Here is a 15,913-nt window from a genome sequence, read left to right as displayed (position 1 = left end):
CTTAGACAAAGAAGGAGAGGTAACGTGACGAACGTTTTAGAACTGCAAAATGTATCTAGGCATATTCGCGGGAAAAAGATTGTTCAAGACTTGAGTTTCTCTGTCCAAGCGGGCGAAGTCTTTGGCTTCTTAGGGCCGAATGGCGCAGGAAAAACGACAACCATTCGCATGATGGTCGGTCTTTCTCCCATTACATCTGGTGACATTCTGATTAATGGTCATAGTATTCAAACCTCATATCAGCATGCCATCCAAGATGTCGGTGCAATTATTGAAAATCCAGAAATGTATAATCATTTAACGGCGAGACAAAACCTTGTTCATTTTGCCAGAATGAATGGAAAAGTGGATGAAGGTCGAATTGATGAACTGCTAGAACTAGTTAGTTTGCAGCATGTGAAACATAAGCGTGTCCGTACGTTTTCATTAGGAATGAAGCAGCGTTTGGGGATTGCTCAGGCATTGATACATAAACCGAAACTGCTAATCTTAGATGAGCCGACCAATGGACTAGATCCAGAGGGAATTCGTATGATACGAGATTACTTGAGAAGGCTGGCAAAGGAAGAAGGGCTTGCTGTCATTGTTTCAAGTCACCTCATGTCAGAAATGGAATTGATGTGTGATCGTTTCGCCATTATCCAAAAAGGAAAGCTGATTGCGATTGAGGATCAGCGTGCAGAAACGAAGCAGGATGATTTGGTCAACTATCGTATGAAAGTAGCATCAAGTGAGCTAGAAGAAACTCAAAAGCTCATTAAAGCATTTGAGGAAGGCATCACAGTTAGAGAAGAGGAGCAGTACTTATTCTTCTCCATCCTAGAAGAGAAAATGCCACAATTGATTCGTCATTTGAGCGAGGCTTCTATTCATTTGTACGAAATCAAAATAGAAAAACAAACCTTAGAAGATAAGTTCTTAAGCTTAACAGGTAAAAAGGAGGCAGACGTATGATTCGCCTCATTCAAAACGAGTGGATGAAAATCAGTTATCGTGTGGGTACTTGGATTATGGTGGGGCTTCTTGTTTTAGGTATGATTGCGACGTTGATTTTTGCTGTTAAGACAAATGACGGAGATCAAGCATCCGGTGATTGGAAAACTGAGTTGCAAGAAATCAATAAAGCAAAGAAGCAAGAATTGAAAGAGGATAATATAAGCTTTTATAAGAGATCCCTTGAAACCGAAATAGCGATCAATGAGTATCGAATCAAACATGATTTACCTCCAGCCGATCAATTCGGTAAAAATGCATGGACTTATGTGGAAACAAATGCTAATTTGCTTCAGCTGGTCGGTGTATTTGTGATTATTATTGCAGCCACAATTGTCTCGGCTGAATATAAGCATGGTACAATTAAATTATTATTGATTCGTCCACCATCCAGGTTGAAGGTTCTTTTGTCTAAATACTTTACCGTTCAACTATATTCACTTTTCTTGATCGCTGTCCTATTTATCTTATCCTTTATCTTAGGTGCGATATTCTTTGGACTAAACAATGATTATGTGTATTTGGCTTATCAAAATGGTGAAGTCATTGAACGGTCTCAGTTTGCAAATATGGTCTCTTATTATTTGGCGCATTGTGCTATGTTTGTTGTATTAGGGACACTTTCTTTTGCCATCTCAACGGTGTTTAGAAGTGAGGCCATTTCCATAGCGATTAGTGTATTAGCCTATGTTGTGGGAGCATCCATCACAAGCATTTTGATGTTCTTCTTTGATTGGGCGAAATATTTATTGTTTGCCAACGATCCTGCACAGTATTTCGCAGAAACACCTACTTTTATCGAAGACATGTCCCTAGGTTTCTCACTAACGGTCCTAGTCATTTATTGGGCTATCTTCTTGGCGGTTGCTTTAATCGTCTTCCAAAAGCGAGAAGTAAAAACAGGTTAATTTAACTTTTTAGGAGGTTTCTATCAATGATTAAGCGTAAAGGTGAAAAAATTATGGGGATTATCAGTATTGTCCTCAACGTAATTGGTGTTGGTTTTGGGGCATTGATGCTCTCTGTGGACCCAGCAGTTTATGAAGAATTGAATGAAGTGTTAAAAGAGGAAGGCAGCGCCTTGCCAGTTGAAACACTTGAGGCATCGGTTTATGCCTTTGGCGTTCAGTTTATGGTTGTTTCCGCAATTGCGGCTGTCTTAGCCCTTGTTGGTGTGATTGTTTTGAAAACAGACCGCCGTGCCGTGCTTTCTGGTATTCTTTTCTTGGTTTCGGCTGTGACTCTTTTAATTGGAACTGTTGGTCTTGCTTTCGTTCCGATGATCTTGTTGCTAATCGTTGGATTGATGTCACTAATTAGAAAACCGAAAACAGACATTCACACAAGTGAATATCCTTCATAATTCAAAGAAAAAGACATGCGCTGGTTTGCGCATGTCTTTCTTTTTATATGATGCCAATCAGTTTGGCGATGATGAGTAAAACGATACTGAACCCCCACATCCAAAAGAAGGAGTAGCGGATATGTTTCCCCATATCGACCCCTGCAAGACCGATGGCAAGCCATACAGCAGGTGCAAGGGGGCTGACAAAGGTGCCGATGATATTTCCAATCATCATGGCGTATGCCGCAGATGTCCCTGACACACCAACCTCTGATGTAATCGATTCGACAATCGGCAAGAGTGCATAATAATAGGCATCCGTACTTGTCAGCATATCAAGCGGAACCCCAAATATCCCCACAATGATATGTAAAAATGGCAGTAAGAAAGCTGGCAAAATGTGAATACTGTCCACTGCAATCGCCTTCAGCATGCCCGTTCCTTCAAGAATTCCTAAAAAAGAACCTGCGGAGAAAATTACAGCTGCCATCATTAGTGCACTCGGGGCATGCGCCTTAATTCGCTCCATTTGTACATTCACATTTGGAAAGTTAATCAGAAGTGCTAGTGAAAGACCAATCATAAACATATAACTAGCAGGAATCACGTTCAGCACGAGAAGGACAACAACAGCTAAAAATAGAATGAAGTTGACCCAGATTAAGTGATAACGCTTTAAAGACGCATCGCCTGTTTCGCTGATCGATTGAATAGCACGATCCCAATCGGCGCCTTCTAATTGGACAGCAGCTATTTCATTTGCCGCGATTTTCACCCGAATTCGTTTTTCTTCTCTTTTTCCTAAAATGAATGCCATTCCTAATACGAGCACGACCCCGATCAGCTGAATGGGAATAAGCGGTACCCACAGTTCAGATGGGTCCATATTTAGGACACTAGCTGCCCGTCCTGTGGGGCCAGCCCATGGAATCATATTGGTTAATCCAGCACTCGTTCCGATTAACAATAGCAATAAATAAGGACTCATATGTAATTTTTTATAAAGCGGAAGCAGTGCAGGTACAGTTAATAAAAAGGTTGTAGCGCCTGCTCCGTCTAAGTGTGCGATGACCCCAATCAAGGCAGTTCCCATCGCAACTGTGACAACATTCCCTTTTGTCAGCTTGATTAACGCTTTAATTACAGGTTCAAAGAACCCTGTATCTTGTAAAATGCCAAAAAATAAAATGGCGAAGATAAACATGGTCGCCACTGGCAATACTTTGATAATCCCTTGTTCAAAGAAAGTTTGAATGTCATTGATACCAAATCCTGCGATGAGCGCCCCTATTAAAGGCACCATGACCATGGCGACAATTGGACTTGCTTTCCCCCAAATCAGCAAAACAACAATCGTTAAAATAATCAACAATCCAACAAACGTTAACATAAGCCCCTCCCCCTACAATAAACCGTTTACATTTGTTTGTTTTTTTACCAATGCAATCCCACATTTGCATTGAAAAAAAGAGTATCAAAAATATGAGTATTAGGCAACCGCTTTCATACCTATACAATGGTAAAAAAGGATGGCGGGGCCAATCATGGTGCGGTGTTCAATATGTCAAAAAATTTAGATAAAAAATAATACTTCTATTGATAATCTACTGCCTGGAGATGTTTTATAGGTATTTAGATTCACTTAAAAGTAAAAAGCGCCCTTTGGATGGACGCTTCTTTCACACTATTTTTTCAAAATAACATATTCGTAAGGATTCAGTTGTAACCGTTGAGATGTATGCTGTCCAGTCAGCATATTTTCATAGCTTTCCGCTGAATCTAGTGAAATGTTCTGTTGCTGTTCTGTAAAATTCATCATAAACACAAAGTCCTGCGATCCATCTGTTCGTTTCTGGACACTGACTCCCTCTGGAATCGAAGAGGATAGGATGGGTTGTATGCCTATTCCTGTGATGAGATCTTCGTAAAAATCATCATAAAACGCTTGCTCATTTTCAGAAGCCATATAGTATGCTTTCCCTTTGCCAAATGGACGAACAGTAAGGGCGGGCTGTCCTTCGTAGCAGCCATTCTCAAAATGCCCTAACACAGAGGCTGATTCTGGGTGAATGGATTCGCAATATTGCCCGACATGGTAGGTGCGTCCATTTCCTGTGGTCATTAAGACGTGTTCATCTGGCATCAATGTGTTGATTTCCTCTGCCCAAACACCAAGTACATGGCGGAGAGGGCCAGGGAAACCACCGAGGAAACAGAGGTCGTTTTCATCGACCATGCCGCTCCAGTATGTTGCCACAAAAATGCCGCCCTCTTTGACAAATGCTTCGATCTTTTCTGCCACGCCTGGTTTGATCATGTAGAGCATTGGCCCAACAAGCACTCGATAGGATGAGAAATCCTTTTCCATCCCGACAATATCAACAGGGATGCCCTTTTTCCAGAAACTGCGATAGTGAGTTTGGCAAGCCTCTATATAGCGTTTGTTGGTATTATTTAAGCCTTGCGCATCATCAATCGCCCAATGGTTTTCCCAATCATATATGATGGCGACTTCTGGTTGAACGGATGTACCCGCAATCGGCTGAAGCTGCTCCAGCTGTTTTCCTAAATCAGCGACTTCTTGAAACACGCGCGTGTGTTCATGTCCAGAATGATCCACAACGGCGCCGTGGAATTTTTCAGAGGCGCCTCGGCCTTGTCTCCACTGGAAATAAAGGACGGAGTCGGACCCGTGGGCAATCGCCTGCATGGCAGAGAGGTGTGCCATTCCTTTATGCTTCACCTTATTCACTTCATGCCAGTTCACGAGGCTTGGTGTGCTTTCCATCACAAGAAACGGCTGACCGCCCTTTAATGAACGATACAAATCATGAACGAAGGCGACGTTTGACGCTAATTCTGCAGTGGTTTCTCTGCCGCTATGCCATGCTGGATAGCTATCCCATGAGATCACGTCGACTTCTTTTGCAAATTGATGATAATCCAGTCCAAGGAATGGACGCATATGCGGATAGTCGCCCATAAAATTGGTGGTTACTGGCACATGAGGTGTTAATTCTCTCAGCGGTTCAATTTCATTTTGATAAAAATTGATCGTTTGCGCTGTGACAAAACGCTTCCAATCTAGGTTCATGCCATGAATCATGTGCTCGCCATGAGGGGCTGGTGACTCGATTTGCGACCAATCGGTAAAGGTGTGGCTCCAAAATCCCGTCCACCATGCTTGATTCAAAGCTTCAAGGTCATGGTTGTATTTGTCTTTCAAATAGTCTCTAAATGCTTCTTGGCAAAGATCACAATGACATTCGCCGCCGTATTCATTTGAAATGTGCCACATGATCAGCGCTGGATGGTCCTTGTAGCGTTCAGCAAGCAAACGATTGAGTGTATTCGTTTTTTCTCGATAAACTGGTGAGGTAAAGCAATGATTATGGCGAAGTCCGTGTAAGTTGCGCTGGCGGTTTGCTTCAACGCGTAAGACTTCTGGATATGTTTGCGAGAGCCAAGCAGGTCTTGCTCCGCTTGGCGTGGCGAGAATGGCGTGAGCTCCCTGCGCTGCCAAGCGGTCCATGATATCATCCAGCCAGGCAAAATCATATTCCCCTTCTTTTGGCTCGAGCTTGCTCCAAGCGAAAATGTTGATAGAGAATGTTTGACAGTGTGCAAGCTTCATTAATCGAAAATCTTCGTCAATGATCTCCGGCATATGAAGCCATTGATCAGGATTATAGTCGCCACCATGCAAAAAGCCTTTCACATTTGGGTGAACGAGTGGGTAACGCTTTCCCATTTTGTCACGTCCTATCTGTTTAATTACGGTGTCATTTGTTTAAATACATCAAGAGAAGGCAGGGCTTTTCCGTTGAAATCAAACATGGCCTGATTTTCCCAAGCATTCCCGACTGTGCCGGTTGTTTGAATGTAAGCGAGCCCGTATTGACTAGACCACGGAGCACCTTTTGCTGGAATCCAAAGCGGCTCCCAATAAAAGAACCCTTTCCCACGATTGTTTTTCACTTGTGAAATTTTTTCTGATAGATCTCGTATAAAAGATGCCTGCCCTTGTGGTGATGCTGGATAACCGGCCGTATTGACTGAATCTTGGTTAAATGAGTTATCGAGATTGTCACCATTTGCTGTTGTAAAGCCGTAGGCGGTTTCTACCACAATGACATCTTTGTTATAGCGGGCGCTAATATCATTCATATTGGTAGTAAGACCGCTAAATCCCCCGTCCCAATACGGGTAGTAAGATAAACCGATCGTATCGAACGAAACGCCTCGTTTGGTGATTTCATCAAACCACCAGCGAGATGCGCCATTGTCCCCTCCATGTGCAAGGTGAAGCATGATTTTGATGTTTGAATCGACAGAGCGGACCGCATTTGTTCCCGCTTTTAGCAAAGCAGCGAGCCGGTCAAATTCACCGCCGCCTTCACCCCAGCTCTTTCCGTTCGGCCAAAGCATACCTGAATTCAATTCATTCCCGACCTGTACCATATTTGGTAGGGCATTTTGTGCTTTCATCGCTTTGAGCACATCGTTTGTGTAAGTGCCAACCGCTTTTTCTAAATCGCTTTGCGAGAGATTGGTCCAAGCTTTCGGTTTGAACTGTTTACCGGGATCGGTCCAGAAATCACTGTAGTGAAAATCAAGCAGCACTTTCATATTTTGTGCTTTTGCACGTTTCGATAGAGCAATGGCGGTATTTAAATCGTTTGTCCCGCCGTTATAGGCACGGCCTTGGTTGTCGTATGGATGGTTCCAGAGTCTGATGCGCACATAGTTGACACCTTTCTCTTTTAATAGCTTGAGCGGATCAACCTGCTGCCAGTTTTGGTTGTAGTATTTGCCGCCGCTTCGCTCCACTTCTGCGAGCATGGAGATATCGGCTCCTTTGATGAAATCACCTTGCAATCCATTGATCGGTTTCACCGAAATCGTATCAGCCTTTGCTTCAGGCAGAATACCTAACCCCATCAGAAAGAAAACGACAACAGTGACAAGCAACCATTTCTTCATCAAATCTCCCCTTATCCTTTTGTCCCGCCTTGTGTGAGGCCGGATACAAATTGTTTTTGTAAAACAAGAAACAATAAAGCAACTGGAATCGCAATGAGTAAAGCCCCGGCTGCAAAGGTCGTGTAGCTGGCACCCATTTTGTCTGATACAAGATTGTATAGACCGATTGGGAGCGTATACATTTCGGGTGAACGGACAATGACACTGGAGATGATGAAATCACCCAGCGGTCCTGTAAATGAGTTGATGGCAACAACGGCTAAAATCGGCTTGGCAAGTGGCATAATAATTTGGATGAAAATCCGGAAATGCCCTGCGCCATCCATTCTGGCTGATTCATCGAGATCCTTTGGAATCGCATCAAGATAACCTTTCATTAAATACGTATTCATCGGGATTTGTCCGCCTGCATAAATCAAAATCAATGCGAGGTGGCTGTTAATGAGTCCAAGCATTTGAGCCAATACAAAAATGGCAATCAGCGCTGAAAATTGAGGAATCATTTGCAGCAGCAAAAAGAGCATCAGTCCATTCTTGCGTCCTTTGAATCGGAACCTAGAAAAGGCATAACCTGTAAAGCTAACAAGGATCAACGTTAAGAGCATAGTCGCAATACTGATTTTCATTGAGTTCCAATACCATTTTGCATAAAGTGCTCCCTGACCGAAGAAGAGTTCTGTAAAGTGGCTGAACGTTGGATTCTTCGGAAACATGCTTGTGCTCATCAGGCTGTTCCCAGGATTAAAGGAAGCACCGATCGTCCAAAGGAGTGGATATAGAATACATACGGAGGCGATGAAAAGGATGAAATAAGTGATACTCAGACGAATGAGCTTATTTTGTTTTGATCCCATATCACATCATGTCCTCCTCTTTGAATGAATTCGTTCTCTTAAACTGCCAAAGTGCAATGGCAATGACGAAGATTGACAGTAAGATCGTAACAGCGGCAGCGAGTGCATATTGAGAAGACTGCATCGTCAGTTTGTAAATCCAAGACACTAAGATGTCCGTTCCCCCAGCAGTTGAGCCAGCCACAGGCGGTCCTCCGCCATTAAATAAGTAGATGATATTAAAGTTGTTAAAGTTAAACGTATATTGCGTGATTAATATAGGTGCAATTGAATAGAGGACAAGCGGTAATGTAATGGAACGGAATTTCTGAAAGAAATTTGCCCCATCAATGGTTGCAGCCTCGTATAAATCTTCAGGAATGGCCTGCAAAACGCCGGTTGTCATAATGAACACAAAAGGAAAACCAAGCCAAGTCTGCATCGCAATAAGAGCAATTTTGCTCCAAAATGGATCTGTCAGCCATGGTTTTGGATCAATTCCAATCGATGCAAAAAGGGTATTGTTGATCGCACCAAACGTGTCGTTAAACAATCCAGCAAACACCAAAATGGTCACAAATCCTGGAACAGCCCACGGCAGAATCAAAATCGTTCTGAAAAACCGTTTTCCTTTTAAATCTTTTTGATTGAGCAGAACCGCTAGAAAAATGCCGACAGCACATTGAAGGGTCGATGCAGCCAACGTCCATACGACCGTCCAGCCCAGTACATCAATGAATGTGTCTCTCCAAATATCGATTGAAAAGATATTTTGAAAGTTTTTGATGCCTACCCAATCAATGAGATTGGCAGGAGGCGAGTGGTATAAATCATAGTTTGTAAAGGCCAGCGCAAAGCTGAACATAATAGGAAAGACAACAGAGAATAGAAGTAAAAAGAAAGCAGGAGTGCTCATTAAATAAGGAAAGCCTTGGTCGATGAGCTGATGGTATTGAGCACGGATGGAATGAAGCGGAACCCCTTGATCACGTTTCTTTCCGTTCATAAATGCATCTCGTATCATGAGTACATAAAAACCGATGCCAAATCCAGCTGTTAAAAGTGCAATAATTCCTTTTGCTAAAAGGAAAACAGAGTTGTCACGAGGCAGCATCGTACCAAGTGTGAACAGCCCCCAGAAGCCAATATTGAATAAATCATAAAACACAAGTAGAAAAGAAACGCCAAACAGGAAAAAGAGTGCCCCTTTGCCATACTGTTTGTTGTATATTTGCCCCATCCCGGGTATAAGAGAGAACATTAGCGCCCGTCTCCGGTGTGTCTTTGATTCCACTATGTGTGTGCGGTCTAGTTCAAGGTTACCCGTCACGTCTAACACCTACTTCATATGAAATTAGATCAAGTGCAGGCAGCATGATAGATGAACAGCTACCTGCGCTTGATGTTTATTTGGAGTGATTCGCTTTAATTTGCGAGTCGATTTGTTTGACCGCATCATCAAATGCCTTTTTCACATCGGTACGGCCGGTCGCAATCAGTCCTAATGCACTGTCAATCGGCTTCCACACCTCTGCCATTTCTGGATTGTTCGGTGTCAGCGTGGCATATTTCGTTTGCTTTGAAACAGCATCCGCATTAGCGTTTTCAGTAATGACTGGGTCTTTCATCAGCTTTTTCACTGGTGGAATTTCCTCTGTGACTTCAAAGCGCTTTTTCGAATTTTTTTCGTTCGTGATAAACTCAACAAATTTCTCGGCAAGTTCTTTATTTTTAGAATAAGAGGAGACGTTGTAGCTCTTTACACCTAAGAACGAGCTCATATGTTTTCCGTTAGGGAGTGTTGGCAATTCCGTTACGCCATAGTCGATACCCGCTTCTTTATAAGGACCAAATGACCATGGACCAGAAATCACAGCCGCTGCCTTTTTCTCAGTGAATAAGGAATTGAGGACATTGATTCCTTGCTCACCAATGATGCCTTTCGGGAAAAGACCTTCGCTAAAGAATGTCTGAATGTATTTTCCGCCTTCGATGGCACCATCGTTATTAAGACCAATATCATTGACGTCATAAGACCCATCGTTTTTCTGTTTGAAAATATAGCCGCCTGAACCGCCTAATACACTTTGTGCGTAATAAATTTCATCCCACTTCGCAACAAAACCGTATTTCCCGTCCTTTGTCAGCTTTTTCGAAAGGTCATACCAGCCATCGAGTGTCGTTGGTGCCTTTTTCACAAGGTCTTTGTTATAGAAAAGCACAGTGGTTTCAACGGATTTTGGCAGGCCATACAGCTTACCATCTACCGTTTGTGATTGAATCGATTCGTCTGTGAAGGAATTGATCACTTTTTGATCTGGTTTGATTTCTTGTAACAATCCCTCTGTGACAGCTGATCCAATTTGGTCGTGAGGCATGGTGATGACATCTGGACCAGTGCCGGCTGCGCCATCAAGACGAAGCGCTTCAATTTGGTCGGCATATGCTTTTTCGACTACTTTGACTTTCACGTCGTTTTGTTTTTCAAATTCTTTGACAGCGTCTTGAATCCCATCAGACTTTTTGACATCCTCCCACACTAGCAAGGTCTTTGTACCTGTAGATGCCGGCTGTGTACCGCTTGAATTGTCATCTCCTGGTCCGCATGCTGACAGCAGCAGCACAGCAGTACCAACGACTGCCGATAATGTCGCCCATTTTCCCTTTTTCATTCGTAATCCCCTCTCGTTCTTTTTTCACAGATGATAAGAAAACGCTTTCTTAATGTGAGAATATCAACTTGAGTAAAAAAAGTAAACACATTTTATTAAATTTATTAAGTAAAATTTTTTACTGAAATAAAGAGAAAAGAAGCCCACCATATACGGCAGGCCTTCCAGCTGTTTATATCGTGCTTTTCCGAAAGACAGGTTCTGAGGCAATCAGCACGGTTTTTGGTAATGTTCTGCCATCAACAAGTCTTTCTAAAAGTAAATCGACAGCTGTTTCGCAAAGTAAAGAGGTATGGATGTGATAAGTTGTGAGCGGTGGTGACACATATTGAGAGACGTGAATATCGTTGATACTAAAGACACTCACTCGATTTGGTAAAGAAAAACCGCGTTCATTTAATGCTTGTAAACAGCCTATCGCAAGAGGATCACTTGCGACACAAAAAGCGGTTGGCAGGTGATCGCCGAGCTCGTCGATCGCCTTCATCATCAATGAATAGCCTTCATCTACAGAGAAGTGGTGACCGATATAGACCAATTGTTCATCCAGTTTGTTGTGTGCTGTCATGTACTGGCGGAAGGTCGTTTCACGAATATCTGGAATACGTCTATTTGTATTGAGATCAAGATCTGTCCCGCCAATAAATCCGATGGATGTGTGCTGTTTTTCGATAAAAGAATCAATAATCTTTTCTACAATTCGTTTCAGGTTTGGTTTTACAGAATCAAAGCGGTCTTCATCTGGTGATGTATCAATAAAGACGATATGTTTTGTGATCGCATATAATTGATCCAGCTCAGTTTTTTTAAATCGACCGATGGCGATGATGCCTTCTGTAGAAGGATCAATAGAATGAAGACCATCAGATGGGTTGTAAGCGGTAACATTTAAGCTTCGGGTATTGGTGAGTTCCTCGATGCCTAGACGAATGGATTTAAAATAAATATCTTCAAGCTCTTCTTTTTCGGTCATCCAATAGAGAAAGGCAATTTTTTTTAGTGAATGTTTGAATGTCTTTTTTTGATAGGACAAAGCTTCTGCTGCCGCGTATACTCTCTCACGTGTTTGATCTGTAACAGATAGGTTGGGATCTTGGTTCAATACGCGAGACACGGTAGCGATGGATAATCCGGCTTTTTCCGCAATGTCCTTTATTTTAGCTGCCAAGTCAGCACCTCCTATAGAAAATATCTCCTTTCAGTATAGAGTCTTTAAAAAAATTAGTAAATATTTTTATTAAATTGATTGCGTTTAGACTGTTCTTTACGATCTCGAAAGGAATTAGTAAGATATATGTATTGAAGATGTAGGATTAAGATTTCTGATAGGAGAGGGACAGATGTATTATGATGCACTGAAGACATTTGTGACAGTGGTAGAAGAGAAAAACTTTACAAAAGCAGCTCAGAAGCTACGGATTTCTCAACCGAGTGTCAGTCTTCACATTAAGAACTTGGAGCAGGAATTTCAGACGGTTCTGCTCAATCGTTCGCCAAAGCAATTAACGGTGACGCCAACTGGGGATATGCTGTACCATCGATCAAAACAAATCATTCGTTTATATGAACAGGCGAAGCAGGATATTTATGAGCATCATCATCTGGCACGAGGGAAGCTCACGATTGGAGCGAGTTTTACCATTGGGGAGTATGTGCTGCCGCAAATCTTGGCACAATTTCATCAGCTTTATCCGCATGTTGATATTGAGGTAGTCATTGATAATACAGAGGCGATCGCTAGACATGTTCGGTTGTTCCATGTCGACATCGGACTGATCGAAGGACAAACCAATGACAAAGAACTCTCTGTGGAAACGTTTCTAGAGGATGAACTGTATATCGTTGCCCCATTAGACCATCCGTTTGCAAAGAAAAAGGATGTCACCATTGATCAATTGCAAAATGAAACATGGATCACAAGAGAAGAAGGATCTGGGACAGGAGAATACTTACAGCACGTCTTGAAATCAAATGGACTGAAAGCGCGGACTTTTGTGACATTTAGCAGCAATCAAGCGATTAAAGAAGCTGTCATTCATGGAATGGGGCTGTCTGTTTTATCTAAATATGTGCTCCAGCGGGGCAGCATTGGCGGAGAATTGGCTGTCATTTCTGTGAGGGGAATGGACTTTAAACGGACATTTTCCTATGTCGAATCCCCGATGACAGGTGGGAATAAGAATAAGGAATTGCTTGTTGAGTTGTTGAAGGAGGAGAACACGCGAGTGAACTAACATTTTAGATGGAGATGTTGAAAGTAAGCAAGGATCATTGAAATTATAGTATATAGGAGATTAGTTAATTGATACGTAATAGAGATTATAAACTAGATAATGTAAAGGCACTACTTATTACTTTAGTAGTAATAGGTCATCTGGCAGATTTTTATGTGTATACTTCTACAAATATGAAATTTATATATTTTTTTATTTATATATTTCATATGCCGCTATTTATATTTTTATCAGGTTATTTCATTAAAACGACTATTAATGGTGGCAGATTTAAAGTTGAAAAAGTAATATCGTATTTTTTGCTATATTTATTATTTGAAGTGATCATGTATGCTCTTTTTAAATATGTATTTTCCGTTGAAGAAACAAGATTTAATACATTCAACGAGATTGATGCCCCATGGTATTTACTTGCTATGTCTATTTGGATTATTTTAACCTATGTGTTAAAACAAATTAAACCTTTATTTTTAGTATTATTATCAGTGTTATCAGGAATTTTAATTGGATATGACTCATTTGTTGGTGATTATTTAGTTTTATCAAGAGTTATTGTATTTTTCCCGTTTTTCCTACTGGGTTATTACATAGACCAGAATAAATTCGTAACTTTTCTTTCTTCGCAAAAGCTGAGAATTTTATCTCTGATGGTTTTAATAATCTCTTTTTTATTTGTGTTTTTTAATATTGAATATATATATCAATTTAGGGGTTTCTTAACCGGACGCAATTCTTATGAAGTTTTAAAACAACCTATATACGGTGGTTTTTACCGTATGGTTTTTTATCTTTTAGCCGTTATATTATCAACAGCGTGCTTGTTTATTGTCTCTAAGTCGAAAACAATTTTCACTATAATTGGGCAGAGAACCTTACAAATATATATTCTACATATGCCTTTCATATATATATTACATCATTTTCATTTCACCGAGTGGTTAGTGTCCATCTCTCAACAACATTGGCTAAAGTTATATATTCTTTTTTCTATACCGATGGTAATATTTTTATCTTTCAAACCTTTAGGTTGGCCTTTTCACTTCATAATGCGATTGAAATTTAAAAGTTTATTAAAAGCAGATAATAAAAATCCGGGCTAGAGTGTTAGCACCGGATTATTTTAATAAGCGATTCTGTTTATAGTTCTTTGATCTTAAGCAGGTCAACTGGGAGGAAAATCTCACCTGTATCTGTGTACTTCATGGTGACTTGATCGCCTTCTTTTAAATAAATAATAAGAGGCTCTTTTTCAGAAGACATCGTGTAGTTTTTCCCATCGTCTAGTAAGAAGGTGACGGTTGTATAATCACCGGTCTTTTCCTTATACACCCTCTTCACTTTGCCTGTTGACTCTTTCTTTTCTTGCTTTGATGAACTATTGACGGTACCGCCGCCTTTTTGAAGAGCTGTTTTATAGGCTCTTAGTGCTTCGTTTGGTGTAGAAGCGTATGCGGCGATCTCAGGATTGGCTGCCGAAACAATAAAGTAGTTTTGCAGGAACCCGTTTGAATCAAGAACAGGTGTAAGCCAGCTGGCTTCCCCGTAGAAATTATAAAGAATCGGCATGCGGCCCTTCCATTTCTTCTCGATAAATCGTTTCTCAATAATTTGCAAAGCTCCCTGTGAATCCATGTAGGATTCTTCAAGATTACCCGTATAATACGTAGCTTTTCCTGTTCGGGCATTTGTCAGTGCATACCCGAGCATGGAATCAACGCCCTCTTTTGGACTGGTGAAATCTGTGAAGTAATACATATCCCCTTTGGCATCAAACACTGGACTTACATTGGCTTCCGTTCCCTCGTCTGAAGGCAGCTTCACATCTGATTTTCCAAACATACTGTTCCAGAAACCATGAACATAGTTGCCGAAGTAACTATTTTGCAGACTGACGGCCTCTGGCGAAACAGCGCCATCAATAAAGGCTGGTACTTTGTCTAAGGAATATTTCTTCGTTTCACCCGTTTTGGCATCCACAACAACCACACCTGAAGCTTTAAACCCGTTTCGTGCAGAGATGAAATCTCCAAATGTTTGGATGTAATAAGGCTTGCCATCATCATTGATCTCCAGCTGCGTATCTCCATAGAAAATCAAGTCTGGGTACTGAAGACGGATATGCCGCTCAATTTCCTTATTGAAATAGGAAGAAGGCGTATAGACCATCTCGGTTTTCACAAACTTTGGATTGGCAGATGAGTCGGTCGCACTTAATGTAAAGTAACCTGGTGTGCTACCAGAACGAATCCATTTAAAGAAATCGGAGAACTCGACGGGTGCGATATACACATACTCACCATTGACCTTCTGAATTTGCAAGCTGCCAAGCTCGTAGTAGCTCGTGTTTGGCACCTGTCCGAACGATTTCTTCATCTTATTGCGAGCAAATTGCGGTGGTACACTCGCAGGTGTTTCTGTCTCATCAAACGCTTTGATTTCGACTTTTTGATCCATCTTAGACACGTCGAATTTCTCATTTGCATTGAATAGAAAAGCGGTTGCCATATAAACACCGAGCAACAATAATATGAGAAATAAAACGCCCTTGATCTTCCGCTCCAATCCCACTGATAAAAAGGCACCTGCTGCTGTCACAACAAGTCCAATGAGCCACAGTGATGATGGGTTGCGGTCTAAATTGGTGATGTAGTAGAAGCCGAAAATCCCGATGATGAACAGCAGTGCCAGTCCCGCAATCCACATAAGCGGCACCTGTTGTTCAGTTCCTTTCTTTCTAACGATTAACCTGAGTGGTGTGAGCAAAAGGGTCAGGACAAGACCGATCACAACCGAAAATAACAACATATATCCCACAAACAGATCTCCTTTCAAATCAATCACTCTTTTAGTATA

The 15,913-nt window shown here is 41.5% G+C and carries 13 protein-coding genes; 5 read left to right on the top strand and 8 right to left on the bottom strand.

Annotated features, from left to right (window positions below; translation table 11 throughout):
* The first annotated feature begins 24 nt into the window (after positions 1–24).
* The 3 genes from FXF70_RS04250 to FXF70_RS04240 are packed head-to-tail and all read left to right on the top strand — an operon-like array spanning position 25 to position 2,356.
* Positions 25–954 carry an ABC transporter ATP-binding protein gene (locus FXF70_RS04250; RefSeq protein WP_081038934.1) on the top strand — a complete coding sequence of 310 codons (930 nt, stop codon included), beginning with the start codon at positions 25–27 and terminating at the stop codon, positions 952–954.
* Positions 951–1,901, top strand: a complete 951-nt coding sequence (locus FXF70_RS04245; RefSeq protein WP_035390029.1) for an ABC transporter permease subunit — start codon at positions 951–953, stop codon at positions 1,899–1,901. The genes FXF70_RS04250 and FXF70_RS04245 overlap by 4 nt, the downstream gene beginning before the upstream one ends.
* A gap of 26 nt (positions 1,902–1,927) precedes the next feature.
* Complete coding sequence (locus FXF70_RS04240) at positions 1,928–2,356, top strand: DUF4064 domain-containing protein (RefSeq protein ID WP_148779881.1); 429 nt, start codon at positions 1,928–1,930, stop codon at positions 2,354–2,356.
* A gap of 43 nt (positions 2,357–2,399) precedes the next feature.
* Here FXF70_RS04240 and FXF70_RS04235 read toward each other — a convergent pair whose 3' ends face one another.
* The 7 genes from FXF70_RS04235 to FXF70_RS04200 all read right to left on the bottom strand — a co-directional run bounded on the left by FXF70_RS04235 (position 2,400) and on the right by FXF70_RS04200 (position 11,994).
* Positions 2,400–3,728 carry a CitMHS family transporter gene (locus FXF70_RS04235; RefSeq protein ID WP_148779880.1) on the bottom strand — a complete coding sequence of 443 codons (1,329 nt, stop codon included), beginning with the start codon at positions 3,726–3,728 and terminating at the stop codon, positions 2,400–2,402.
* A 294-nt stretch (positions 3,729–4,022) separates the two neighbouring features.
* Positions 4,023–6,089 (bottom strand): beta-galactosidase, encoded by a 2,067-nt coding sequence (locus tag FXF70_RS04225; RefSeq protein WP_148779879.1) that lies wholly within the window; start codon positions 6,087–6,089, stop codon positions 4,023–4,025.
* Between the two features lie 23 nt (positions 6,090–6,112).
* Positions 6,113–7,321 (bottom strand): glycoside hydrolase family 53 protein, encoded by a 1,209-nt coding sequence (locus FXF70_RS04220; protein ID WP_008347353.1) that lies wholly within the window; start codon positions 7,319–7,321, stop codon positions 6,113–6,115.
* Positions 7,322–7,332: 11 nt separating this feature from the next.
* Positions 7,333–8,175, bottom strand: a complete 843-nt coding sequence (ganQ, locus tag FXF70_RS04215; RefSeq protein WP_007497274.1) for a galactooligosaccharide ABC transporter permease GanQ — start codon at positions 8,173–8,175, stop codon at positions 7,333–7,335.
* A 1-nt stretch (position 8,176) separates the two neighbouring features.
* Positions 8,177–9,415: a carbohydrate ABC transporter permease gene (locus FXF70_RS04210; RefSeq protein WP_045033662.1), complete on the bottom strand. Its 1,239-nt coding sequence runs from the start codon at positions 9,413–9,415 to the stop codon at positions 8,177–8,179.
* Positions 9,416–9,560: 145 nt separating this feature from the next.
* Positions 9,561–10,826, bottom strand: a complete 1,266-nt coding sequence (gene ganS, locus FXF70_RS04205) for a galactooligosaccharide ABC transporter substrate-binding protein GanS (RefSeq protein WP_008347347.1) — start codon at positions 10,824–10,826, stop codon at positions 9,561–9,563.
* Between the two features lie 172 nt (positions 10,827–10,998).
* Positions 10,999–11,994, bottom strand: coding sequence for a LacI family DNA-binding transcriptional regulator (locus FXF70_RS04200; RefSeq protein ID WP_060781579.1), 996 nt, complete (start codon positions 11,992–11,994; stop codon positions 10,999–11,001).
* A gap of 172 nt (positions 11,995–12,166) precedes the next feature.
* Between FXF70_RS04200 and FXF70_RS04195 the strand changes: the two genes are divergently transcribed.
* Positions 12,167–13,060, top strand: a complete 894-nt coding sequence (locus FXF70_RS04195; RefSeq protein ID WP_148779878.1) for a LysR family transcriptional regulator — start codon at positions 12,167–12,169, stop codon at positions 13,058–13,060.
* A 68-nt stretch (positions 13,061–13,128) separates the two neighbouring features.
* A complete protein-coding gene (locus FXF70_RS04190; protein WP_148779877.1) occupies positions 13,129–14,160 on the top strand; it encodes an acyltransferase family protein in 1,032 nt (343 codons plus the stop codon).
* Positions 14,161–14,197: 37 nt separating this feature from the next.
* On the opposite strand, the gene FXF70_RS04185 is transcribed toward FXF70_RS04190, so the two are convergent.
* Positions 14,198–15,874 carry a hypothetical protein gene (locus tag FXF70_RS04185; protein WP_148779876.1) on the bottom strand — a complete coding sequence of 559 codons (1,677 nt, stop codon included), beginning with the start codon at positions 15,872–15,874 and terminating at the stop codon, positions 14,198–14,200.
* Between the last annotated feature and the right edge of the window lie 39 nt (positions 15,875–15,913).

Source organism: Bacillus sp. Y3 (assembly GCF_008123875.1).
Lineage (GTDB): Bacteria > Bacillota > Bacilli > Bacillales > Bacillaceae > Bacillus > Bacillus altitudinis.
Note: the sequence above shows the minus strand (reverse complement) of the source record. Positions and strands in the feature narration are given on the sequence as shown.

What these genes read in the sequence shown, in the direction of transcription:
- FXF70_RS04245 (WP_035390029.1), top strand. Translation starts at nt 951, where the DNA reads ATGATTCGCCTCATTCAAAACGAGTGGATGAAAATCAGTTATCGTGTG.
- FXF70_RS04240 (WP_148779881.1), top strand. Translation starts at nt 1,928, where the DNA reads ATGATTAAGCGTAAAGGTGAAAAAATTATGGGGATTATCAGTATTGTC.
- FXF70_RS04235 (WP_148779880.1), bottom strand. Translation starts at nt 3,728, where the DNA reads ATGTTAACGTTTGTTGGATTGTTGATTATTTTAACGATTGTTGTTTTG.
- FXF70_RS04225 (WP_148779879.1), bottom strand. Translation starts at nt 6,089, where the DNA reads ATGGGAAAGCGTTACCCACTCGTTCACCCAAATGTGAAAGGCTTTTTG.
- FXF70_RS04220 (WP_008347353.1), bottom strand. Translation starts at nt 7,321, where the DNA reads ATGAAGAAATGGTTGCTTGTCACTGTTGTCGTTTTCTTTCTGATGGGG.
- ganQ (WP_007497274.1), bottom strand. Translation starts at nt 8,175, where the DNA reads ATGGGATCAAAACAAAATAAGCTCATTCGTCTGAGTATCACTTATTTC.
- FXF70_RS04210 (WP_045033662.1), bottom strand. Translation starts at nt 9,415, where the DNA reads ATGTTCTCTCTTATACCCGGGATGGGGCAAATATACAACAAACAGTAT.
- ganS (WP_008347347.1), bottom strand. Translation starts at nt 10,826, where the DNA reads ATGAAAAAGGGAAAATGGGCGACATTATCGGCAGTCGTTGGTACTGCT.
- FXF70_RS04195 (WP_148779878.1), top strand. Translation starts at nt 12,167, where the DNA reads ATGTATTATGATGCACTGAAGACATTTGTGACAGTGGTAGAAGAGAAA.